Genomic DNA, 22,862 nt, shown 5'->3' on the forward strand with positions numbered 1-22,862 from the left:
CGGGCAGCTGAGTCTCCTCGTCGCTAAATTACGCGCTCCTGTGGGGTCTCAGCTACCCACCATTCCCGTAGGAGTCGCCCCCTTCCGCTCCAATCCCAAATATTTATTCTGTAAAAGCACAAATTCTGCAGTATTTTAAAACAAAGAAGGTACATTCATTTTTTGAATGTACCTTCTTTGTTTTTCCATGGCTCTTTTTCTATTATAAAGCAATGGTTAATTATCTTCTTGGATATTACGCAATTCTTTTACTCTATTTTCATCTGATTCGAAATACTGAACTAAATCTCCTATGCGATCTATAGCATCCCAGCTAAGATGATGCTCTATTCCTTCAACATCTTCATATATTAGCTCTTTTTTCACGCCAATCAAATGTAAGAACTGTTCTAATAAATCATGACGAAAAACCAATCTTTTACCTAATTTATTTCCTTTCGCAGTTAAAATTAAGCCGCGATATCTCTCATAAATTAAATAGCCATCTTTATCTAGTTTTTGAACCATTTTAGTAACAGAAGAAGGATGTACAGACAATGCTTCTGCAATATCCGATACTCTTGCATATCCTTTATTTTCAATTAATAAATAAATTTGTTCTATATAATCTTCCATACTCGGTGTCGGCATTTGTTGGCCTCCCCATAACCTTATCGTTAAAAGTTTACTATATTGATTATGAGGAATGCAACCGAATAATCAATTTCTATGAAGTAATGGATGACTTCGATGATTGATTCCACTTAATTAACCTTCTTAATAGTCCTTGTTTTGGAGAGAATATCCAACTTACTATAAATAAACATGCTCCTGCAACAGCCATTGAACCAGAGATAGAAACGTCTAATATGGACGCACCATAGTAGCCAACCAAAGCACTCATCACACCATAAGCCATACTTAGCAGTAGCATTCTACTAAATCTTTCTGTCATTAGATAGGCACTTGCTCCAGGTGTTATTAGCATAGATACTACCAGGATTGCTCCAACAGCGTCGAAGGAGGCAACAGCAGTTACGGAAACAAGTGACATTAACACATAATGAATAAAGCTAACCGGTAATCCAATCGCTAGAGCAAGCTTTGGATCAAATGATGTTATTTTAAGTTCTTTATAAAATCCTGTTACCACGATTACTACAATAATCGCTACTAAGAGAAGGATAAATGTCGCTTTTGGGATAGTGAATCCTAAGAAAGAAATGGTATTCCATGGAATGAAAGAGATTTCTCCCATTAGAGCATGGTTCACATCTAAGTGTACATCCTTTGCAAAAATGGTAACAAGTATTACTCCAATAGAGAAAAATGTGGTAAACACAATACCAATAGCCGCATCTTCGGGAACACCATTTTGAATAAACCATTGAATTGCTACAGTTGTCACTAAACCTATTATCATCGCACCAAGTAACATCCATGTACCATTTAAACTTTGACTTATTAAAAACGCTAGTACAATACCTAATAAAACACTATGACTAATAGCATCTGCAATCATTGCCATTTTACGTACAATTAGGTAGCACCCTACAACTCCACATGTCATGCCAACTAAACAAGCAGTTAATATAATCCACGATTCATACATCATGATGTATTGCCTCCTTCCGCTTATTTACCACGGAAGATTGGTATACTCTTTGTTTCTGTCGAAGTGCTATTTTCTTCATGACAATCCCCTTTTTGGGAGCGAAGAAAAACGATACAATAAATAGAGAAGTTGCTGTTAACACGATTAAAGGACCTGTTGGCATACTAGGCCCTAATGTTGATAGTACAGTACCGCTAGTAGCAGATACTGCCCCTACCCCACCAGAAATAACAACCATTTTACCAAGTGAGTCCGTCCAATATCTTGCAGTCATAGAAGGAATCATTAACATAGCTGCCATTAAAATTACTCCCACTGCCTGAATACCTACCACTACGGTCAGCACTAAAAAAGAGGAAAAGATAAACTCTAAACTTTTCACAGGAAGACCTATCCCTTTTGAAAATCCAGGATCAAAAGTGGTGATTTTCCATTCTTTAAAAAGAAGTGTGGTTACTACAATCAACGTTAGCGCCATAATTCCCATAGTCATTACATCAGACAATGTCATTGCCGCTGCTTTACCAAAAATAAATTGATCTAAACCACTTTTATTTCCGCTTGGTTGCCTAGTAACCATTGTCAATAACACAATACCTAATCCGAAGAAGCTTGATAGCACAAGACAGATTGCTGTATCTTTTTTAAGCTTTGTTGTAGAAGTAATGAATTGAATTAAATACGTCGCTAACAAACCAGTACATAGTGCTCCAACAATTAACCATAACATTTGCTTCTCTCCCACAATTAAGAAAGCCAAACAAATTCCTGGTAAAGCTGCGTGAGCAACTGCATCGCTTAATAAACTTTGTTTTTTTAATAAAGCAAAACTACCTAAAACACCACTAGCAATACCTAACAAAAGTGTACTAAACAATACCCATTGTGCATTTGAGCTAAGGAGAACCTGTAATATTTCCATTTTTCATCACCCCTTTGTGCTCATGGAGTTTTTTTGCAAAAAAGCTAATGTGCCACCATACGTTTCTTGAAGTGTATCTATCGTGAAGACATCCTCTGTTTTTCCTACTGCCTTAATTCTTTTATTTAATAATACGGTATAATCAAAATACTCAGGGACTGTGTGAAGGTCGTGGTGAACAACAATTACTGTTTTCCCTCTCATTTTCAGCTCTCTTAGTAGAGCAATAATAGCTTTTTCCGTTGCAGCATCGACCCCTACAAATGGCTCATCCATGAAGTATACTTCTGCATCTTGAACAAGAGCTCTTGCTAAAAACACTCGTTGCTGTTGGCCACCTGAAAGCTGACTAATTTGTCTATCAGCATATTTCTCCATACCTACTTTCTTTAGAGCTTCCATTGCAAGAGATGTATCTTTTTTTCCTGGGCGCTTAAACCATCCAATGTGTCCGTATCTCCCCATCAACGTAACATCTAAAACGTTTGTGGGAAAGTCCCAATCAACTGACCCTCTTTGTGGAACATACCCAACAATACGATCCTTTGCACGATATGGTTTATTAAACAAGGAAACTTCACCAGATGATTTTGGAATTAACGATAAAACTGCTTGTATAAAAGTTGATTTACCAGCTCCGTTAGGTCCTACTACTGCACATAGAACTCCTGCAGGGATAGTTAACGATACCTCTTCTAGGACCGGCTGCTTATCATATGATACAGTTAGGTTATCAACTTGAAGTGCGTCAGCCATTTTTCTTCCTCCTATTATTAGATGTTGATAAAGCTGCCTACTAGTAGGCAGCTCACACAAATCATTTTATTTAAGTGCCTCCACAATGGTGTCGACATTATGACGGTACATACCTAAATACGTACCTTCTTCTGTCCCCTCTTCTCCCATTGCATCAGAGTAAATCTCTCCACCAATACTTACATCTAAACCAGCTTTTTTAGCACCTTCCATAACAGATGATATTGCTTCATCGCTCACACTAGTTTCGACAAACACTGCTTTTATCTGTCTTTCTACTAGTAGGTCAACTATCGCTTGGATATCACCAATACCAAATTCAGATTCCGTACTTAGCCCTTGAAGGCCTTTTACTTCTAAATCAAAAGCTGCTCCAAAGTAATTGAATGCATCATGTGCAGTAACTAAAACTCTTTGCTCTTCTGGAATTTCTTGCATCTTATTCTTCGCATATTCATTAAGTTCATCTAATTCTTTAAAGTAGTTATCTTGATTTTCTTTATAGTAATCAGCATTTTCTTGATCAACTTCTGATAACGTCTCGGTAATTCCGGAGATCGCTTGTTTCCACAGATCGATATTAAACCACACATGTGGATCTGAATACTTCGTGTCCGCTTCATCCTCTAATAATTCGGAAGCATCCACCCTCTCACCTAATGCAACTGCCGGTTTCGTTTGATTAATATTTTCAAAAATCTCTAACATTCTTCCTTCTAAGTGAAGACCGTTGTAAAACACAATGTCTGCTTGTTGTAGCTTCTGAATGTCACTTTGCGTTGCTTGGTACAAGTGCGGGTCAATACCCGGCCCCATTAAACTTGTAACTTCCACTTTATCCCCACCAATGACGCTAGCAGCATCTGCAATTTGACCAATAGTGGTTGTTATCTTTAATTTGTCAGTTGAATCACCTTCTGCTTCTTCCCCTTGCGAACACCCCATCAAAAAGAATCCTAAAGACAGAAACAAAAGAGTAAGATTAAACCATTTTTTCATTTTAGCGTCCCCCATTTTCTTTATACAGTCTTTATAGCTGTATTCAGAAGTTTTTGTTTTAGTCACTAATTTTTTATTGATTTATAAAAGTTTCCTTAGTGCAACTTTAAAACGAATCTATAGAAAATGCAACAAATTTTATTCGTCAAGAATAAATATTTTGACGATTTGGCAAGGAGTTCCTTGACCTATCAAGAAATATGCGATATTATACGTATATCAGGTATTCGTTTCCTATTACATAAGAAACTTTTCTGATAAATTTTTTGGCAGGTTGTAGGCTTGCAACACAGGAGGATTTTTTCATGCAAAACGGTAAGGTAAAATGGTTCAACAACGAAAAAGGATTTGGATTCATCGAAGTTGAAGGCGGAGACGATGTATTCGTACACTTCACAGCTATCCAAGGCGATGGTTTCAAATCACTAGAAGAAGGTCAATCAGTTTCTTTCGAGATCGTTGAAGGTAACCGTGGACCTCAAGCTGAAAACGTTACAAAACTATAATTAACTAATACGATCATAGAGGGGATTTCCCCCGCTACATGAAAGACCCGCAAGAGTTCTACTCTAGCGGGTTTTTTTGTATGTTATTTTAGTTCTTCTCCTAATTTTTTTAACTGCTCTCCAACTGTACAAGATGAAATACAAAATTGATGTGCCCCTTTTCTACCTCTATCTTTTTTCATCACTTGCTTTACAAGGCAGCCCTCGCAGTATGTTTCTAAAAGGTAATCTACTTCTTTTATTGCACTAGTCCTGTTCATTATGACAACCCTTTCTTTTGTTCCAGTACTTCTTTTTCCGCATGAACTACAATCCCTTTCAACGCTTGCGTTGCTAAGTTATGCGCCTCTTTGTTTTTCTTTCGTTCAATATGAACAAATTTAGCCTTTATTTTGAGCTTCTCCCGCAATATATCTACTTCATCTAACCATCTATTTACGGAATCATCATAGGATGGCCATTCTCCATTTAGTTGCTGAATGATGGTTTGTGAGTCAGAGTAAAGAGTCAAAGGGACATGTTGAATCCCCTCTTCTTCTAACAAGGTAACCCCTCTGTAAAATGCATAAGCTTCTGCCTCATTATTGTTTTGAATTTGTTCTAATCCTACATTAGTCCTTATCCTGGTTAATTGACTACCCTTTCTAAAATAAAGGACAACTCCAATTCCCGCAAGTTTTTGTCCTTCTTCATATCCACCGTCTACATACATCTCTAGATCACGGATTAGATCGTCGGCTTTTGATAACCATTTTTTGAATTGTTTTGGTGTCCAAGTTTGTTCTAATTCATCTTCAATTTGCAAAGAGTGCCACCCACCCATTGCTTCTATCTTTTTAATGACAGCAGCAGCCTCTTCTAATTCACACCAATCTGAGAAAAAAGGCATCGGCGCTAAATTTTGTACTTTTATAGTAGCTGATATTCTTACTTTCATGTTATTGTCACCATCCTTAATGAGCAGTATAATAGACAAGTTGATTTTATCACCGCGGTTCGTAATATCCCGCGAAATCAAAACTATTGTAGGAGTTGTATATATTGTTTAATGAGTGGTTTGGTTTTATTTTTATTTTAGTGAATTTTATTTTTGTGTTGGCAATTTATCGTTTCTTCGGAAAGATCGGTTTATTTGTTTGGATTGGTGCTTCTACCATTCTTGCGAATCTACAAGTAATTAAGACAGTTGAAATTTTTGGTTTAACTGCGACTTTAGGGAATGCCATGTATGGAACGGCGTTTTTGGTAACAGACATATTGAACGAGCGCTATGGTAAAGAAGAAGCACGTAAAGCGGTTTGGTTAGGTTTCTTTACCTTATTAGTTATGACTATTATTATGCAAATGGTTTTATTGTTCGAACCACATCCCGATGATTTTGCCCAGGAGTCCCTTGCTACTATTTTTGGTTTCTTACCAAGAATTGCTTTAGGATCACTTGCCGCATACTTATTAAGTCAATTACTTGATGTGTATATTTTCCAAGCTTTACGAAAAAAATTCCCAAAAGACAATCAATTCTGGATCCGAAATAATGGTTCCACCCTAATTAGTCAGTTCTTTGACACATTATTATTTACGTCTATTGCTTTCTTAGGTGTCTATGAATGGAATATTTGGGTGCAAATATTTATTACAACTTACTTGCTAAAAGTGGTAGTTTCTATTTTAGATACACCGTTTGGATATATAGCAAAGCGATTTCCAAAATAAAAGTTTTCATTTTCATCTACTCTGTACAAATTGGAGGTACCTATGATTGAAGTATACATCGATGGTGCAAGTGCTGGTAATCCTGGTCCCAGTGGTATTGGCATATTAATCAAAGGTAACGGCATTCATAAAAGGATCTCTCAACCGATCGGTGAAATGAATAACCATATGGCAGAGTATCAGGCTTTTTTATACGCCATTCGTTATTGTAAACAACAAGAGTATACCATGGTGTCTTTCCGATCTGACTCACAAGCAGTTGTTAGTGCCGTTGAGAAAGGCTTTGCAAAAAAGAGTACAAAGAGATACTTGACGAGATTATGTTAGAGTTATCTTCATCTCCTCTATATTTTATCAAATGGATTCCTAGTAAAGAAAATGGTGTTGCAGATCAATTAGCTAGAGAAGGAATCAATTTGAAATAAGTATATGACCATTATACAGAAAGAGCTGTTCTTGATTATCTTCGGATAACCTTTAAGAACAGCTCTCTTTTATGAAATTTTATAATTAGTCTCTCGTTCAAATACTTGGATAGCTTGCATCCTTGTTTGGACACCCATTGATTGAAATAAATCTAATAAAGATAAGTAATAGCTGCTATCAAAAGAGTAGTGAGACTTTATGGTTGCCTCAATTGCCGCAATAATTACTTCTTCAGGTAAATTAGAGGATTGTTTTCCGAAATAGATAAACCCCACAGCATCTTCTCTAAAGGAAAATCCTCTATCCACCAGTCGTTGCAAATAATAATCCAACGTCATGTAACTAAGCCCCTTACTTATCATTAGTTAAATGAAATACACAAAAACTTAAAAGACTTCCAAGTAATGCTCCCCCAATTACTTCTTCTGGTTTATGACCCAACATTTCTTTTAGTTTTGGTGGTCTTTGTTCAAATTCTACTTCTTCGTGCTGGTCCACTTTATGAACCAATTCATCTAGATTATTAACACGTAATGTTAGCTCTCCCGTTTGTCTTCGAATACCTTGAGCATCGTACATAACGATAATTCCAAATACAAAGGCTAGTGCAAAGTCAAACGTTGAGACTCCTCTCTCTAAGCCAATATATGTGGTTAATGCTGATACTCCAGCTGAATGTGAACTTGGCATACCACCAGTTTGAAAAAATAATTCTGGTTTCCATTCTTCAGACGCTACATAGTGAATAGGAATTTTACTTGCTTGTGCTAAAGTTATTGCTCCAAGCGCCGTCAAAATACCTCGATTCATTTTTCATCACCTCTATGTTATCGTATCCAAACAGTACGAAAACATAAGGTGAAAGTCTTTATGCAATAAACGATTTAGTAACCAGATACCTTTTTACAGCACCCATTCCATGGTGATCAAGGAACTCCCAGTTCATGGAAGTAGATTCAGGCGTTTTACCATCAGATTGTTGGAAAGATAGTGGTACTTCGCAATGAATAGCAGCCAATTTTTTAGATAAGTGTAAATCATCTAAATGCGTATTAATTTTAGTTTGTTGCGTTTTTGTTAAGGAGGAAATGTTTTCTAGTAGACTTTCCACAGAACCAAATTGTTGAATCCATTTTAGTGCGGTCTTTTCTCCAACACCTTTAACTCCTGGATACCCATCAGATGGGTCACCCATTAATCCTTTCACGTCAATTAATTGGTTTGGGTTAATTCCATATTCATCTTTAAAAGAATCTACAGTCCATTTAGCGTAATTTCCATATCCCTTTTGCAATAACCATACTTCATGGTTCACATCGAGCAGTTGTAATAAATCTTTATCTCCTGACAAAACTACAACATTTTCGTCTTTTAATTGCTTCATAATGGTTCCAATACAATCATCTGCTTCATAGTTTACAACACCAACAGAATGAAATCCTAATTCATCTGTTATCTCTCTCACTAAGCCAAACTGTGGTTCCATTTCCACAGGAGGAGCTGATCGATTTGCTTTATAAGCTGCGTACTCTTCCGTTCTAAATGTTGTACTTCCCATGTCCCAACAGATAATTGTATGTGTTGGCGTTACCTCATCCATAGCATGCCATAAATGTTTTAAAAAACCTTGTACAGCATTCGTTGGAACACCATGTTGATTAATCATAAATTGTCCAGTTAAACTTGTTGCATAAAAAGAACGAAATAATAATGCCATACCATCTACTAATAAATACTTGTTTCTCATAAACCCTCCTACGTTGCCATCTTTTTTATCACTTCTAAAAGCTGTGTATAAGATATTGTCTTCTGATCTTGTTTCGATACCATGAATTGATCATTTATATCTATTTTCAATACGTCTATCCATTCTTGATGGGATGTTTCCCATTGTCTACTATACCAGTTGTAGAGCTGATTTTCCCACCATTCAAGTTGATTCCTAACTTGTTTCGAGCCAATAGTTTGAAGTTCGTCCAACATCTTTTCTTTTTCTCCTTTAACAAAAAAAGACTGTGCGGAACGAAAATGACGTAATGCTGGTTGGAGTTCTTGTTTATTCCACCAGGAAGAATCTGCGAAAACCTCTGGAGACTCCCACTCCTTCTTGCCATTCCAAGTATAGGTGTACCAAGGGATTGTTGAGTGTAATTCCATTTTCATCTGATCTTTTACTTGTTGATCACTTCGCTTAATCTGTTTTTCCACACGAAGAATTGTTGCTCTAATTTCTTCTTCTAAAAGGAAGCTAATACTAGTAATCCATTCTTCTAAAGCTTCTTGAAGTAACGCCTTATCTCTCACCTTTAATGCAGCAGGATTAAAAGACTCTTTAAAATAGTCATTCATTGCAAGAGAAATTCTTTGATGAACATAATGAAGTAGTTCATGAAGTTCTCTCTTGACACTTGCTCCATAAGAAACTTCCATTTCATTTAACATATTTACTGTTTCTTGCATGTTGCTCTCACGTTCTATAAATGCGTTCTGTTTCTCTTCCTTACTTTTATTACTCCATTCCTGCTCTATTAAGGTCAGTCTTTCTGCTTCTCTAACTAAACTAACGAGCGCTCGTTCATATACACTAGCTAAATCATTTTGAATGAAATCAGTCAATATTCCCTTTACTCCGGGTATTCCTGAATCTTTACTCATTGGGTCTCTTAAGCCTTTTAAGCTGGACACACCGTATAATCTAGGATTTTGAATTCCTAGAGTCGCTAATTCTTTTCTGACGTATGAAATAACTTGTTCTTTTTCTTCTTCTGATTCAGCTAGGTCAATGGCATTGACCAAAAAGAACATCTTGTCATGTTCAAAGGCACTTTTCACCCTACCTAACTGTGCCAAAAAGGCCCGGTCTGCCTTAGCAAAAGCATGGTGATAGTAGGTTACATATAGGATGATATCCGCTTCTTTCATATAATTAAAGGCAACATTGGTGTGTCTAGCATGAATACTATCTGCACCCGGTGTATCAATCAAGGTAACACCTAGGTCTGATAAGAAACTTTGAATGTAGAGAGTTACTTCTTTTACAAACATCGATTTTTCTTCTTGCGCAATCCAGCTATGACACTCTTTGACAGTTGTTGCTAATTGTTGCCCTAATTTATCGCGTACAAAAGTGATAGATGATTGGAATTGCTCTAAAAACTTTTGGTCATCATCTGAAAAAGAAGACTGATTTAAGTCGTTATTGATCCATTCTTCTAACGTTGACATATTTCTAGACAAACGACTGTTCAATTCATTTACTAAGTCTTGTTCGGTCTTCCACTTAACAACCCCTGTGTTGTGCTTAAATTCATTAGTTGGTGGAGCTATTGAAGTAATAGTCGCTGTCATTGGGTTTGGAGAAGAAGGCAAGAACCATTCTCCTAGTAACGCATTAGCTAAAGAAGATTTCCCAGCACTAAAAGCTCCAAATAGCACAATTTTCAGTTGCTTCTTTTGTTTTTCCTGTAATACATCTTTTATTTTATTTGTTATACCATCTAAATAAGGATATTGTTCTGCTACTTGGAGGAACTTTTCTATTCCTGTAACTTTTTCGAAATTTTCTTTATCATTTAGCTCAAAACTTGTAAGTACATTTTCTTCTCCAATCATTTTTGAAGGAGTGTTATGTTGTGCTACCATACTAATCGGATTTCTAGGATCTTCTACTATAACATCTAATACGACTTCTTTATTTTTTTTGTGATCATCAAGTTTACACTCTAACATAGTTATTTTGGAATTAAACTCTTCTACTTTACTCTCATACTTTTTTTGCTTTTCATTCACAAACTTAAGATCTGCTTGATTTACTAATAGATGATTTTCTTGCCATGCAACCCAAAATTCCCGGATGAATAACCTAACCTTACTTTTAATTAATTCTTCTATTTGCGACGTCACTTGTAATAAAAATTCTCCAGTTACGTCTGCTTGTTCTTTACAAAACGATTCAAGTTCTTGTATGGAGATACGGAAATCTACTTGATCTATCTTAAGACGAAAACTTTCTTTCGTTTCTGGGAATACATCAAAAATTGACTCTAACTTGTTTTTTACATGCCACTCTAGTTTTTTCTGAGTTTCTTCATTCAACAAATGATGACATTCTACTAACCTACTATCTTGTTCATGCTTTACTTTTTTCTTGGTAGAAAAGAAACCTATTTTGAAACCCGTAGTATATGTTTCTAGTAAGCTTCTAATGTTCTCTCGTATCGAAAATGGCATAAGGTTTATGTCCTTAACACCCTTTATCCACTCATTTACAGAATCCTTTTCAAATTGCTCCATTCGTTCACTTACTTTACGATGATTCTCAAGTAATGCTTTTTCCGCATCAGATAAGCTACTTTCTTCTGTATAGTTATTTCGTTCTTCTATTAGTTGCATTTTTTCAACGTTTAACCATTCTTCATGTTGATCTCTTAACTGTTTAATAGACCTTAGTTCCGCAGAATTTTGAGCATGTAGTTCTTTGTACAACCCCTTAAGGTGCTTCTCGAAAACTTGCCATTCCGCCTGAAAATCTTCTTGATTTTTTGCAGAAATAAAGTAAACAGAATCTTCTCTCACCCCATACGCTTGAACCATCTCTTTGACACCAAATGCAAATTCATTAAAAGAAATCTCTTCTTCTACATGTTTATCCATTTGATTGACCACAAACGTAACCGGAATACCTAATTGTTGGATCGAATCAAGGAACTGATGATTTACTTCAGATAAAACATGATTATAATCCGTCACATACACAATGTGGTCTACAAGGTGTAAACTTCCTTCTGTTAACTCTTGATGAGCTGCGTCCGTAGAGTCTACCCCTGGCGTATCTAAAACCACTACCCCTTTTGGAATAGCGATATTAGGAGAAGAAATCTCCATTTGAACGATTTCCTCTCCGTCTTTTGCTAATTCTGAGATAGACAAAAACGAAGAAGAAGGAAGCTCATATCTCTCAGAATCCCTATTTATAAAAGTTAACTTTTCGACGTCTTGATTCCTCAGTAAAACGATATTAGCGCTAGTTGGAATCGGACTTGAAGGTAGCCAGTTTCCGTCTAATATTTTGTTTAAAACGGTGGATTTCCCTGCTGAGAAATGACCGCAAAATGCTATATACTTTTCATTACTGAAAAATTTATCCTTTAACTCAAAAGCCCTTTGAACTCGAGTAGTGTCCCCATTTTGATAAAAAGATTTAATAGTAACTTCTATTGTTTGTGAAGTTTGTTGTTTTACAACCATCCTAATACGTCCCCTTTTTACTTATCGACATCTCCCTACATTTTACCTTATGCTTTCCTTATTGTTAATGATGATTTTCGAAGGTTAGCGCAAATATGAAAACGAATGCATTTCTTCCAAAATGCATCCGTTTGGTAAATGTAATCAATATGCGTTAATGATCATCTTTCTACATCTGGAGGTAGTAATACACCTTTAAATTTTGATTTCATTTCTTCTTCATAATTCGTTATTGCCATTAACGCTTTTTCTTCTTCTTGGATACGAATCGTTAAAATAATTTGATTCAAAATAGCGAATAGAAATAGAGTGACAAAAGCATTAAAAGCTAAAGGTATAATGATTAATTCCATCGTTACTATGACATAGTTTGGATGTCTTACAAACCGATAAGGGCCTTTAGACACTACTTTTGCATTAGGAAGTACAATGATTTTGGTATTCCAATATTTACCTAAAGATGTAAGGACCCAAATACGTGCCATTTGTGTAAGGATGAATAAACTTATCCAAATTGGCCATAGAGAACTCATAGTTGGTTCCAACCATAAACCTTCCGTGATTAAACAAACAAAGAAGGCTGTGTGCATTAACACCATTAAGCGGTAATGCGATTGGCCGAATTCTCTAGCTCCCTGACTCTTCATCCACTTTTCATTACTTTTAGCAATCGCTACTTCTACAAGCCTTTGAATAATAATTACTACTAAAAAAACTATTGCCCAGATCATTTGCACCACTCCACTAAACTTAATTCAGAAGAAAAGCCTGGTCCTAATGCTGCTGCAATTCCTTTCGTTCCTTCCCCATACTTTTGTTCCATAATATCCTCCAACACATATAAAATCGTACAAGATGACATATTTCCATAATTTGATAGTATTTTTTGTGAAGAGTGCAACAGGGACTCTTCTACATCTAATGATTCACGATATGCATCCATGACTTTTTTACCTCCCGGATGTGCGATAAGGGTATCAATTTCAGAAAAGTTCCATTGCTTTTTATGTAACAGTTCTTCTATGTTAGGTCTTAACCACTTCTTAATAATGGAAGGGATATCTCTAGAGAAAATAACATGGAGGCCCTCATCTCCTATCTTCCAGCCCATGACATCCATAGAATTAGGCATTAGGTTAGATTGTGATTCCAATACAAAAGGAACTGGGTTTTTGGTACGCTTTTTGTTCTCCCTACCTGTCATTAATACTGTCGCTGCTCCATCTGAGAATAAAGAGGAACCAATGAAGTTACTTTTGGAGGTGTCATTTTTCATAAAAGTTAAACTACACAATTCTACTGAGCAAACTAATACTGCAGCTTCTGGAAAAGCTAAACAGTACTCTCTCGCCCTCGCTAAACCAGCAGCTCCTCCAGCACAGCCAAGGCCCCAAATAGGTATCCTCTTTGTAGTAGGAGAAAAAGGCAATTCATTCATTATATGTGCATCTAGCGATGGTGTTGCAAAACCAGTAGTAGAAATCATGAAGATTGCATCAATATCCGTCAAGTCAACGTTTACACCGCAAACTTCTGCTTTTTGGAAGCATTTTTCTATCGATTTCTTTAAAAATTCCACAGATTTTTTGATATACAAATCGTTTTTTTCAGATAAGCTATGATCTTCTCCATACCATTCCATTGGCATAGAAATAGCTCTAGACTTTATTTCGCCGTTTTGAAATACAGATAGTAGTCTTTCGATATCATCAAATGAGTCAGAAAATAATTCTTTCGCAAATTTCTTTGATTCTTCTTGTGAAATCTTATATGGCAATTCTGCAATACCTACCGCTTGGATAAAGCCCATATTTTCCGCTCCTATCAACTGAGTTACTGATTAGGTTTACCTACAGCAGCTACTTTTATGTGAAGAAACACTCACAATAAGGCAGAAGGCCCAAATTATCAAAAAATTTTATCCAATACAGGAAAAAAGTATGGTATTCTAAAAGTAGACAAAATGTTGGAGGATTCGACAATGACTCTAAATAAAACCATAACGGAAATCGTAAACGGAACTATTGAATCTATTAACACGTTAGTTGCGTCGGAAACGAAAATCGGAAAATTGGCGTTAATTACAGAACCTTATCCACATGATGGAATTGGTGTGTTAATTGGAATGACCGGAGACATTAGAGGAAGAGTTTTAATTGATGGAAAGCCAGAAATGTTTTCATCTATTGGACAAGCAATGTTCGGCATGCCTATAGAAGGAGAAATGTTAGAGTCTTTCTCAGGGGAATTAGGTAATATGCTAGCTGGTAATCTAGCTACTAATCTTTCTGCCAAAGGTTTAGTGATGGATATAACTCCTCCAACCGTTCTAGTAGGACAGTCTAAGGTGTATGGTTTTGATAAAGCTGTTAGATTACCAGTAGAGTTAACTGGTTTAGGTGAATTAAAAATCGTCTTAATGATTGATATGGACTTAAAATGATGCAAAAAAAGAGCTGGCACAAAATGTGACCCAACTCTTTTTTTTATACTTTACTCTGTTATTTGATAAACTCTTTTATATTTAGCTTTTAGATAGTCCACCAAGTATTGAGCATTTAATTCTTCTCCCGTCACCTCTTTTAAAATTTCAAGAGGCTGCTTTAATTTTCCGTGCTGATGAATTTTCTCTGTTAACCATTCTCTAATTGGTTTCGTATCCCCATTCAATAACAGTTCATCGTATTCAGGGATATCTTTATCCATCGCCACTTTTATTTGCGCTGCATACATGTAACCTAGAGCATAAGAAGGGAAATATCCGAAAGATCCACCTGACCAATGAACATCTTGAAGTACTCCTTCACCATCATGTTCTGGTACTACACCTAAATACTCTTTGTACTTCGCATTCCATACTTCCGGTAAGTCTTTTACTTCAATTTCTCCGTTAAACAAACCTTTTTCAATTTCATAACGTACCATAACATGTAGTGGATACGTTAATTCATCCGCTTCAATTCGAATTAAGGAAGGTTTTGACTCGTTAATCGCGCGATAAAAATCTTCTAGAGAAACTTGATCAAATTGTCCTTCACTGTATGATTTTAAAGCTTCGTAGTTTTTCTCCCAAAACTTTTCATTTCTACCTACAAAGTTTTCATAAAAAAGTGATTGAGATTCATGAATACCCATGGACGTTCCTGAACATAAATTCGTTCCTACTAAGTCTTGAGAAATATTTTGCTCATATAACGCGTGACCTGCTTCGTGAATTGTTCCAAAAATGGCTGTTCTCCAATCTTTCTCATCGTATTTCGTTGTAACACGAACATCTCCTGGGTTTAGACCTAACGCAAAAGGATGAACAGTTTCATCTAATCTACCAGCCTCAAAATCATAACTTAATTGATCTAAAACGTATAAACTAAATTCTTTTTGTTGAGCTTTAGGGAACGGCTTAAATAAAAAGTCCGTTTTTGGTTTTACTCCCTTTTCATCTAACAACTTTACAAGTGGGACAATTTCTGAACGTAACTGCCCGAAAACTCGATCTAGTATTTCAACAGTCATGCCAGGTTCATACATATCTAAAAGCGTATTGTAAGGATTTTCTTCGTATCCCCAATACCCAATAAACTTCTTCGTCAATTCTACTAATCTCTCTAAATATGGCTGGAAAGATTTAAAATCAGCATTATTTTTCGCTGACTCCCAAACATTTTCTGCTTTTGAACGTAAAATTACCATTTCTTTATATTCTTCAGCAGGAATTTTTAGATTACGTTCTAAATCTTTCTTACTTTCTTGCACCATCTTCGCTGTTTTTTCATCTAAATTGGAAACAGAAGATAGTTCCTTTATGTATGATTTCATTTCTTCCGAAGTAGACATTTCGAAAATTTCTGATGATAGCATCCCAATTGCTTCTGAACGTTGCTCAATTCCTTTTTTCGGAGCACCTGTACGCAAGTCCCAAAACATTAAACCAAGTGCTTCTCCATACGCTTCCATTTTCTTTACATAGTCATAATAGGAAGCCTTTACTTCTTCGATAGATTTTGTAGTCATGTCCATTCCCCCTATAACAAGATGGCTTAACATTACCATATTTTTCAGAAAAATGAAACAGATTTGATTGTAGAATGGCGCTTCATTTACGGTTAAGTCGTGTAAGACAAAACTCAAAATGACTGCACAGGGATTTCCGCTGCAGGGGATGCTTTCCACCTCGAAAAGCGGAAGGCGCGCGTTTAGATGCGGCAGCAAACTTGGAGGGACCGAGGGCTTGTACGTGAGGTACTGTCTTCTGCGTTGGTGACGTGATGTCACCGGTATTTAGCAGAAGGTCCCACACACAGGGCCATCTGAGTTTGCCGAGCATCTGCGCACCTGGAGCTAGACATCGCTCTCGTCGCGGTAGATCGCGCTCCTGTGGGGTTTCAGTAACCCACCTTTCCCGTAGGAGTCACCCCCTTCCGCTCCAATCCCAAAGATATATTTTGTTAAAACACTAATTGTGCAGTGTTATAAATTAATATACAAGACAACACAAAAGGTACATTCTTTTTTTGAATGTACCTTTTGTGTTGTCACAGACGCTTCGCTTTTACTTATTTAAACTCTCTCTGACCACTCTACTGAAACTGGCAGTACGGACGAAAGTGTTTCTTTTAGTTTGTCTTCCGTTGGTTTTAACCAAATATTGATTACACCAGCGTCGCCTTGCTGTCTAATTAACCTTCCTACTCCTTGTCTTACACGAAGAACCATGAATGGTAGGTCAACTTCTTCAAAAGCGCTTCCTGCATGTCTTCTTTTCGCATCAAAAACTGGGTCGTGAGGAGGGAACGGTAGCGAACTCATATGAACAGCAGTTAGTGAATCCCCTGGTACATCCAACCCTTCCCATAAATGGTAAGAACATAGAACTGTTTGTTCCTCTCTTTGGAACTGTTCCACCATTTTGGAGATCTCTTCATCTCCTTCAAACAACATAGGAAATGGCATCTCCTCAGACTGAATAACTTGTCGGAAGCGATTCATTTCTTCCGCAGAAGAAAATAACACTAAAGATCTTCCTCCATTTTTCTTCAAGTCTTCCTTAATGGCACTAAACTTTGTTTCTTCCTCTTTCTCGGTGAACCCATTAATTTTCATGACTTCTTCATAATCAAACGGAGAATCGACAGTAAATGATAATGCATCTTCAATTCCTAGATTTTTCATCATATACGTAAAGTCGCCATTTTGGGACATTGTAGCAGAAGAGAAGATAAATGGTACGTCAGCTGAAAACACTTCCTTACGAAGAATATCTTCTACTAACCTTGGCATGATAACAAAAGCAAGGTCTCCGTGATTCTCTTCTAACCAGAAGACTCCATCTTCATTCTTCATTAGGATGGATAATCCATAATGGAAGAATTCCAAGTATTCTTCAATCATTTTGACGTGATATTGGTCTAATGTGAATAATTCGGAATCAAAGACTAACTGCTCCATTAATTCGTCTACCAACTGCATTAATGTTTTAGCAATTTTTTGTGCTTTGTCTGTTAATGTCACCTGTCTTCTAATGGAACCTTCGATATCCTCCGAATGCATATCCAATTCAGCAAACCACTCGTCATGTAACTCTAGAATTCGTTCCATCGACATTAATGTCTCTTCTCGAACATCTTGCGCCATGTATCCTGTTAACACTTGCGTAATCGTGTCTGCGTGGAAACGATACGTCAGTGCTTTTTGCGCTGCAAATTCTAGTAAATGTCCTTCGTCAAAAATAACACAACTAGCTTCAGGTAAAAGTGGTAACTGGCCCTCACGCTTTCTAGACTCTTTTGTCCAAACATGCTCCATATAAAAATCATGGGAACAGATGATTAAGTCTTTAGCGTGGCGATAATATTCACGGTTTAATGTTTGTCCACAGCGATGTCTCCAATCACAAGTAGAACATTGTTGCAGTGGATCATAGGCAATATCTACCCAATCTTTATTAGACACCCAAGGGTACTCTTTTCTATCTCCATATGGATAAAAACGACTCATAGAGCTTTGATCGTAAACAAAATCAGGAATATTATCATGGACTTCTAGAATAGACTCATTGTCAGTAGTATTAGATAGCTCATCCAACTTTTTAATACACACATACTGCTCTCTTGCTTTAGCTAGTCGAACGTCAATTGTTAAGCCCAAAGCTTCTTCTAACTTCTTAATGTCACCTTCTTTTTTCACAAGCTGCTCAATAAGCGTTTCATCGGAACAAGCAATAATAGCAGGTTTACCTTTATATCGAGCGTAAAATAAAGAATATAGCAAGTAAACAAATGTTTTCCCTGTACCTACTCCTGCTTCAGCAAAAATGGTTTTATTTTTCTGGAAAGCTTGTTCGACTTGATAAGCCATGAAGATTTGTTCGTCTCTTAATTCGTACCCTTTATCGGGTAATATATCGTAGAATACATCACCAATGTATTCTCCTAATTTATCAAAAAAGCGTTCATCTTTAGATACAGTAAATGGATATAGGTTAGACATAAACGGCTCCTTTCGTCTTCATACGACTAATTCTGTTCCTTCATGAAAAAGTCCTTTAAATCTTTTTAACTATTAGTATTTTATGAGTTATAATGACTTTGTTTTACAAACGACTACTCCTTTAGGAGCTAGCCATAACAGGGGAATGTTACTGATTCCGTACCAAACATAAGAAAAATCCGCAAGTAAACTTGCGAATTTTTCAACTACGAAACCTCGAGTCATTAGAAAGCCAGTATTTATATGCCTTTTTCCAATCTTCTTTTGCTAATGCAAAAGATTGGTGCATGTGGCTTGATTCCGTCTCCGCTAATGATTTAGTAGCACTTTCTAACGCATTCGTAATCAATTGAAACTCGTTTGTATAATCCTTCAATCCGTTCGTCCTCCTATCTTCCATGAAGATAGACTATGACGATTTATTCAAAATTATTCATACACGTGGTGGTCTTGGTCCCCAATACTGATAGTAATCACATTTTATGAAACCATTAAACAATTTTCTTTTTTTCGTTGCTGGCTTACCGTAGCACTCTTCAAATTCTTCATCTGAAGTAAGCATGTACACAGACCATGTATCAAATTTCTCTTGAAAAGTTTGTCCTAAATCACGGTACATCGCTTGAACCTCTGGCTTATCACCTAATCGTTCACCATATGGCGGATTCCCAATAATGACTCCATAATCCCCATGCGGCTTGCTATCTTTCACTTGTCGTTGTTCAAAATGAATTAGATCTGCAAAACCTGCTTCTAATGCATTTTCCTTCGCAATCTTAATCATTCGATGGTCTATGTCTGTACCTGTAATAAGAATTGGCTGATCATAATTTGCTTTATCATCCGCTTCTAGCCTAACTTCTTCCCAAAGTTCTTTGCTCATCCAAGGCCACTCTTCTGATGCGAAGTCACGATTAAAACCTGGAGCAATATTTTGGCCAATCATTGCTGCTTCTATCGCAATAGTTCCAGAACCACAAAATGGGTCTAAGAATGGGCGTTCCGGTCTCCAATTAGATAATAACACTAGAGATGCTGCCAACGTTTCCTTTAAAGGTGCGTCACCTTGCCCCGCACGATACCCGCGTTTGTGTAAACCAACTCCAGATGCATCAATCGTTAACAAAGCCTTATCTTTCAATAAAGAAACCTCTATTTTAAACTTTGGCCCATTTTCTTCTAACCATGTTGTACGACGATATGCTTGTTGTAACCTTGATACAATCGCCTTTTTCACAATTGCTTGGCAATCAGAAACTGAAAATAATTTAGATTTCACAGATTTCCCTTGAACTGGAAATTCTGCATTCTCTGGTAAAAATTGCTCCCATGGTAAAGCCTTCGTTTTTTCGAACAACTCATCAAATGTGAAGGCCTTGAACTCACCAACAACTACTTTAATTCTATCAGCTGTACGAAGCCACATATTCGCTCTTGCAATTGCTTTTTCATCACCTTGGAAGATAATTCGACCGTTATCAACGGTACATTCATAACCTAGTTCTCTAACTTCTTTTGCAACAAGTGCTTCTAACCCCATTGCAGCGGTAGCTAAAATAGTATACATGTTTGAAGCTCCTTTATCTTAATGAAGATTAATTTCTTTATGTATAGAGGTCATTTTGTAAAACAACCTATTTTTTATAAACAAAGTCTAGTATAAACATAATCTTATCCTTAGATACTATCTAAGAATTCCTTAGATTAACTAGTAAAGATTTATGTGCATATCGAGACGCTGTTAAGTACAGACCACATCACGTTTAGTTAATGCACCTTTAAGGTTTTTGTTATCATCCCATATTGTTACGAAACTCAGCTAAGTTCAAGCCACATCACTTTAACTGCTTTCTTTAATAGTTATGGTGGTCATTCCAGTTAATTCGGATACTCTGTTAAGTACAGACCACATCACGTTTAGTTAATGCACCTTTTAAGTTTTTGTTATCATTCCAAATTGTTACGAAACTCAGCTAAGTTCAAGCCACATCACGTGGCTAACGCTGAGTTGTTACGTCACGTAACAAAAACGCTCCCTCGGATGTTCGAGAGAGCGATGTGAACAATTTCGTTGGCTGATCCCTACTATAGTGCTCTGTAAGCCATGTTCTGTACCGGTGTACTCAAACGATTGGGAAATCTCGTACGAACCGGTGGTAATCATCTATCTAAGAGTTATAAACTCATTCTTCTCCTTCGTTCATTTCCTTAGGAGAAAATGCCCCTACCAAATTTGGGTTGCTCGCTCGAGGGGTTTACCGCGTTCCACCTCTACTGTTTCCAGTAAAGCTACGTCACTGTGGCACTTTCAAGGTAGTTCACCATATCCGAAGACTTAGGTGTTCTTCCTGCCGTCAATCATTACTGATTGCCCTAGCTTATGTCTTCGCTAGGCACGAACACTACGAACATCTCAGTTCGTGCGAGCATGGACTTTCCTCTGCAATGTAACCATTACAGCGATTACCCAAGCACTATATTTATTAGCCAAGAATATATTTTACTTTATTTGATGACAAAAATCAAGTATTAATCATAGAGTTTACTTCCAAAAACATGCTTTTCTAAATTTGAAAGACGTTTAAGAATATCAAAGTTTGTTGTACCAGCTTGCTGTGTTGGAGCTGGAGGACGCTTTTGGGTATCTTCTGCATGCTTTCTTAAACGTAAGTTTTCTTGCTGTAACTCTTCGATTGTTTGATGAAAAAGCTCATAATCTTTTATTACTAGATCTAAAAATTGATCTACTTCCTCTTGTTTATACCCTCTAACCGAAGATTTAAATTCTTTTTCTAATATATCCTTTGCCGTTAACTTCACTTGATTTGCTAACATCTCTTGTTTACACCACCTAACAAAATATGGAACTAAATGGGTATAGAACCAAATCTATTTTATTATTTTTCCAAACTTCTTGATTTTTGTCAATCAGTACATTGGGCTTCTTCTTGAATTAATTGAAGATCTTCAAAAGTAATTAATCGGATGTCGTAGTCTTGTTGCAGCGAAAATTCTTTGCATTGATTTAAAAAGAACTTCGGTGATCCATCTACTTCTTCATCATATAAAATAATACATCCATCCGTCTTATGTATCAACAAGCGATCTTTTATTCGGAATTGCTCTGGGTTCTCATAAGGCTTCTTCGATACGCTATCTACAAAGTCTGCATTTTGGATAATTTCATTGTAAAGTAGTTGATCGTTTTCTTTCCATTTTAATTCTTGATCGAGAAATGGTGTTAAGATAGCGAGTTTAACTTCATATTCTTGTTTTAATTCAATTGCAACTTGAGACGCCCACATTTCTACACCTTTTTGACAAGAAAGGACTATCCACTCTAGACCTTCTTCACATAAAGGTAGTAGAGATTGTTTAATTGCTTTTTTTATGATAGTAACAGCTGGATGCGTTTGTTGAAAAATACCGATTTCATGTGGCTTATAGCCTGTAATTGTAACAACCTTCATATTGTTAAGTTACCTCCAACTTATGTAGATTAAACATTTTTTCTCTCTACATGAAAAAAACTATCTTTTTAACTGCCTCAATATAATAAAGACCAAGGGAAAAACCCTCAGTCTTCTGAAGAACAATTATTAGCGTCTGAATCCTTGGCGTGGGAATCCTGGGCCAGCAGGACCTTGGAAACCAGGAGCAGCAGCCCCTGGGAATCCTGGGCCAGGAGGGTTTCCACCGCAGTTGAACTGTTGGTTAGAAACTTCATTTACATTGCTAGCAGTTTGTGGGAAGTAGTGTTGATGTTTGTATAACGTGTGATTTACATTCGTTGTATGTGTTGGGTGAATGTGAGGAACAATCACCTCGTCGAATGAATGAGTCACACAACACTTTGTTGGATGAACAACTGCTGGCATAACTTTTGGTCTACAGTGCATGGTCATATCTCCCTTCGTTTAAATTCACTTTACACTAGTAACATATGTGCAAAGGGGGAGACATGTACTAATGAAAACACCTATTTTCCTTTTGTTTACATGATTAATCAGTCATTACCTTGCTAACAAAATTTGTTTGATTTCGTTATTTTAAAGATCATGTGTAAACATCTGTTCCATTGTAAAAAACCTTAGAATATTGCATGCAGTTGATCGTGTAATACTGTGAAGCCTATCCCAGTAAGGCTAACCACTACAAAAAATAAAATAAAAATTGCGCGGTACATCTATTTCAACCCCATAATAATTAGTAA

Annotated in this window: 23 protein-coding genes, 1 other RNA gene and 1 pseudogene; 4 read left to right on the forward strand and 21 right to left on the reverse strand. The window is 36.6% G+C overall.

Annotation, left to right across the window (positions count from 1 at the left end; genetic code table 11):
* Positions 1 to 216: 216 nt before the first annotated feature.
* The 5 genes from mntR to G8O30_RS06530 all read right to left on the reverse strand — a co-directional run bounded on the left by mntR (position 217) and on the right by G8O30_RS06530 (position 4,271).
* Positions 217 to 630: a transcriptional regulator MntR gene (mntR, locus tag G8O30_RS06510; protein ID WP_239674165.1), complete on the reverse strand. Its 414-nt coding sequence runs from the start codon at positions 628 to 630 to the stop codon at positions 217 to 219.
* A 76-nt stretch (positions 631 to 706) separates the two neighbouring features.
* Positions 707 to 1,594 (reverse strand): metal ABC transporter permease, encoded by an 888-nt coding sequence (locus G8O30_RS06515; protein ID WP_239674166.1) that lies wholly within the window; start codon positions 1,592 to 1,594, stop codon positions 707 to 709.
* Complete coding sequence (locus tag G8O30_RS06520; RefSeq protein WP_239674167.1) at positions 1,584 to 2,516, reverse strand: metal ABC transporter permease; 933 nt, start codon at positions 2,514 to 2,516, stop codon at positions 1,584 to 1,586. The genes G8O30_RS06515 and G8O30_RS06520 overlap by 11 nt, the downstream gene beginning before the upstream one ends.
* Positions 2,517 to 2,522: 6 nt before the next feature.
* Positions 2,523 to 3,272, reverse strand: coding sequence for a metal ABC transporter ATP-binding protein (locus tag G8O30_RS06525; protein ID WP_239674168.1), 750 nt, complete (start codon positions 3,270 to 3,272; stop codon positions 2,523 to 2,525).
* A gap of 66 nt (positions 3,273 to 3,338) precedes the next feature.
* Complete coding sequence (locus tag G8O30_RS06530) at positions 3,339 to 4,271, reverse strand: metal ABC transporter solute-binding protein, Zn/Mn family (protein WP_239674169.1); 933 nt, start codon at positions 4,269 to 4,271, stop codon at positions 3,339 to 3,341.
* 305 nt (positions 4,272 to 4,576) lie between these two features.
* Here G8O30_RS06530 and cspD point away from each other — a divergent pair, with 305 nt between their 5' ends.
* Positions 4,577 to 4,777 (forward strand): cold-shock protein CspD, encoded by a 201-nt coding sequence (gene cspD, locus G8O30_RS06535; RefSeq protein WP_239674170.1) that lies wholly within the window; start codon positions 4,577 to 4,579, stop codon positions 4,775 to 4,777.
* 83 nt (positions 4,778 to 4,860) lie between these two features.
* On the opposite strand, the gene G8O30_RS06540 is transcribed toward cspD, so the two are convergent.
* Complete coding sequence (locus G8O30_RS06540) at positions 4,861 to 5,037, reverse strand: zinc-finger domain-containing protein (protein WP_239674171.1); 177 nt, start codon at positions 5,035 to 5,037, stop codon at positions 4,861 to 4,863.
* Entirely contained in the window at positions 5,037 to 5,714 is a 678-nt protein-coding gene (locus G8O30_RS06545) for a reverse transcriptase-like protein (protein ID WP_239674172.1), read from the reverse strand. Before G8O30_RS06545 ends, G8O30_RS06540 begins: the two co-directional genes overlap by 1 nt.
* Positions 5,715 to 5,818: 104 nt before the next feature.
* Here G8O30_RS06545 and G8O30_RS06550 point away from each other — a divergent pair, with 104 nt between their 5' ends.
* Positions 5,819 to 6,490 (forward strand): queuosine precursor transporter, encoded by a 672-nt coding sequence (locus G8O30_RS06550; protein ID WP_239674173.1) that lies wholly within the window; start codon positions 5,819 to 5,821, stop codon positions 6,488 to 6,490.
* A gap of 42 nt (positions 6,491 to 6,532) precedes the next feature.
* Positions 6,533 to 6,915: pseudogene (locus tag G8O30_RS06555) on the forward strand (reverse transcriptase-like protein).
* Positions 6,916 to 6,984: 69 nt separating this feature from the next.
* On the opposite strand, the gene G8O30_RS06560 reads toward G8O30_RS06555, so the two are convergent.
* The 6 genes from G8O30_RS06560 to G8O30_RS06585 form a co-directional block, all read right to left on the reverse strand.
* Positions 6,985 to 7,254 (reverse strand): DUF6123 family protein, encoded by a 270-nt coding sequence (locus G8O30_RS06560; RefSeq protein WP_239674174.1) that lies wholly within the window; start codon positions 7,252 to 7,254, stop codon positions 6,985 to 6,987.
* A gap of 13 nt (positions 7,255 to 7,267) precedes the next feature.
* On the reverse strand, positions 7,268 to 7,726 hold the full coding sequence (locus tag G8O30_RS06565; RefSeq protein ID WP_239674175.1) for a divergent PAP2 family protein: 459 nt from the start codon (positions 7,724 to 7,726) through the stop codon (positions 7,268 to 7,270).
* A 58-nt stretch (positions 7,727 to 7,784) separates the two neighbouring features.
* Complete coding sequence (locus tag G8O30_RS06570; protein ID WP_239674176.1) at positions 7,785 to 8,663, reverse strand: 5'-3' exonuclease; 879 nt, start codon at positions 8,661 to 8,663, stop codon at positions 7,785 to 7,787.
* Positions 8,664 to 8,671: 8 nt separating this feature from the next.
* Positions 8,672 to 12,163, reverse strand: a complete 3,492-nt coding sequence (locus tag G8O30_RS06575) for a dynamin family protein (RefSeq protein WP_239674177.1) — start codon at positions 12,161 to 12,163, stop codon at positions 8,672 to 8,674.
* A gap of 161 nt (positions 12,164 to 12,324) precedes the next feature.
* Complete coding sequence (locus G8O30_RS06580; RefSeq protein WP_239674178.1) at positions 12,325 to 12,894, reverse strand: isoprenylcysteine carboxyl methyltransferase family protein; 570 nt, start codon at positions 12,892 to 12,894, stop codon at positions 12,325 to 12,327.
* Positions 12,891 to 13,973, reverse strand: a complete 1,083-nt coding sequence (locus tag G8O30_RS06585; RefSeq protein WP_239674179.1) for a type III polyketide synthase — start codon at positions 13,971 to 13,973, stop codon at positions 12,891 to 12,893. Before G8O30_RS06585 ends, G8O30_RS06580 begins: the two co-directional genes overlap by 4 nt.
* Before the next feature lie 171 nt (positions 13,974 to 14,144).
* On the opposite strand from G8O30_RS06585, the gene G8O30_RS06590 reads away from it, so the two are divergent.
* The gene (locus G8O30_RS06590) at positions 14,145 to 14,606 is read left to right on the forward strand and encodes a chemotaxis protein CheX (RefSeq protein ID WP_239674180.1); all 462 of its coding nucleotides are present in this window, start codon (positions 14,145 to 14,147) and stop codon (positions 14,604 to 14,606) included.
* Between the two features lie 50 nt (positions 14,607 to 14,656).
* Here the strand turns inward: G8O30_RS06590 and G8O30_RS06595 are convergent, their stop codons facing one another.
* From G8O30_RS06595 to G8O30_RS06630, 8 genes are all read right to left on the reverse strand, one after another.
* A complete protein-coding gene (locus tag G8O30_RS06595; protein ID WP_239674181.1) occupies positions 14,657 to 16,174 on the reverse strand; it encodes a carboxypeptidase M32 in 1,518 nt (505 codons plus the stop codon).
* A gap of 546 nt (positions 16,175 to 16,720) precedes the next feature.
* On the reverse strand, positions 16,721 to 18,649 hold the full coding sequence (locus tag G8O30_RS06600) for an ATP-dependent DNA helicase (RefSeq protein ID WP_239674182.1): 1,929 nt from the start codon (positions 18,647 to 18,649) through the stop codon (positions 16,721 to 16,723).
* A 202-nt stretch (positions 18,650 to 18,851) separates the two neighbouring features.
* On the reverse strand, positions 18,852 to 19,025 hold the full coding sequence (locus G8O30_RS06605; protein ID WP_239674183.1) for a hypothetical protein: 174 nt from the start codon (positions 19,023 to 19,025) through the stop codon (positions 18,852 to 18,854).
* A 57-nt stretch (positions 19,026 to 19,082) separates the two neighbouring features.
* On the reverse strand, positions 19,083 to 20,216 hold the full coding sequence (locus tag G8O30_RS06610; RefSeq protein ID WP_239674184.1) for a THUMP domain-containing class I SAM-dependent RNA methyltransferase: 1,134 nt from the start codon (positions 20,214 to 20,216) through the stop codon (positions 19,083 to 19,085).
* A 526-nt stretch (positions 20,217 to 20,742) separates the two neighbouring features.
* An RNA gene (gene rnpB, locus G8O30_RS06615) (RNase P RNA component class B) lies at positions 20,743 to 21,124 on the reverse strand.
* Between the two features lie 54 nt (positions 21,125 to 21,178).
* Complete coding sequence (gene gpsB, locus G8O30_RS06620; protein ID WP_239674185.1) at positions 21,179 to 21,484, reverse strand: cell division regulator GpsB; 306 nt, start codon at positions 21,482 to 21,484, stop codon at positions 21,179 to 21,181.
* 89 nt (positions 21,485 to 21,573) lie between these two features.
* Complete coding sequence (locus G8O30_RS06625; protein ID WP_239674186.1) at positions 21,574 to 22,119, reverse strand: SLOG family protein; 546 nt, start codon at positions 22,117 to 22,119, stop codon at positions 21,574 to 21,576.
* 129 nt (positions 22,120 to 22,248) lie between these two features.
* Positions 22,249 to 22,548, reverse strand: coding sequence for a spore coat protein (locus tag G8O30_RS06630; RefSeq protein ID WP_239674187.1), 300 nt, complete (start codon positions 22,546 to 22,548; stop codon positions 22,249 to 22,251).
* Between the last annotated feature and the right edge of the window lie 314 nt (positions 22,549 to 22,862).

It is taken from the genome of Mangrovibacillus cuniculi, assembly GCF_015482585.1.
GTDB lineage: Bacteria > Bacillota > Bacilli > Bacillales > R1DC41 > Mangrovibacillus > Mangrovibacillus cuniculi.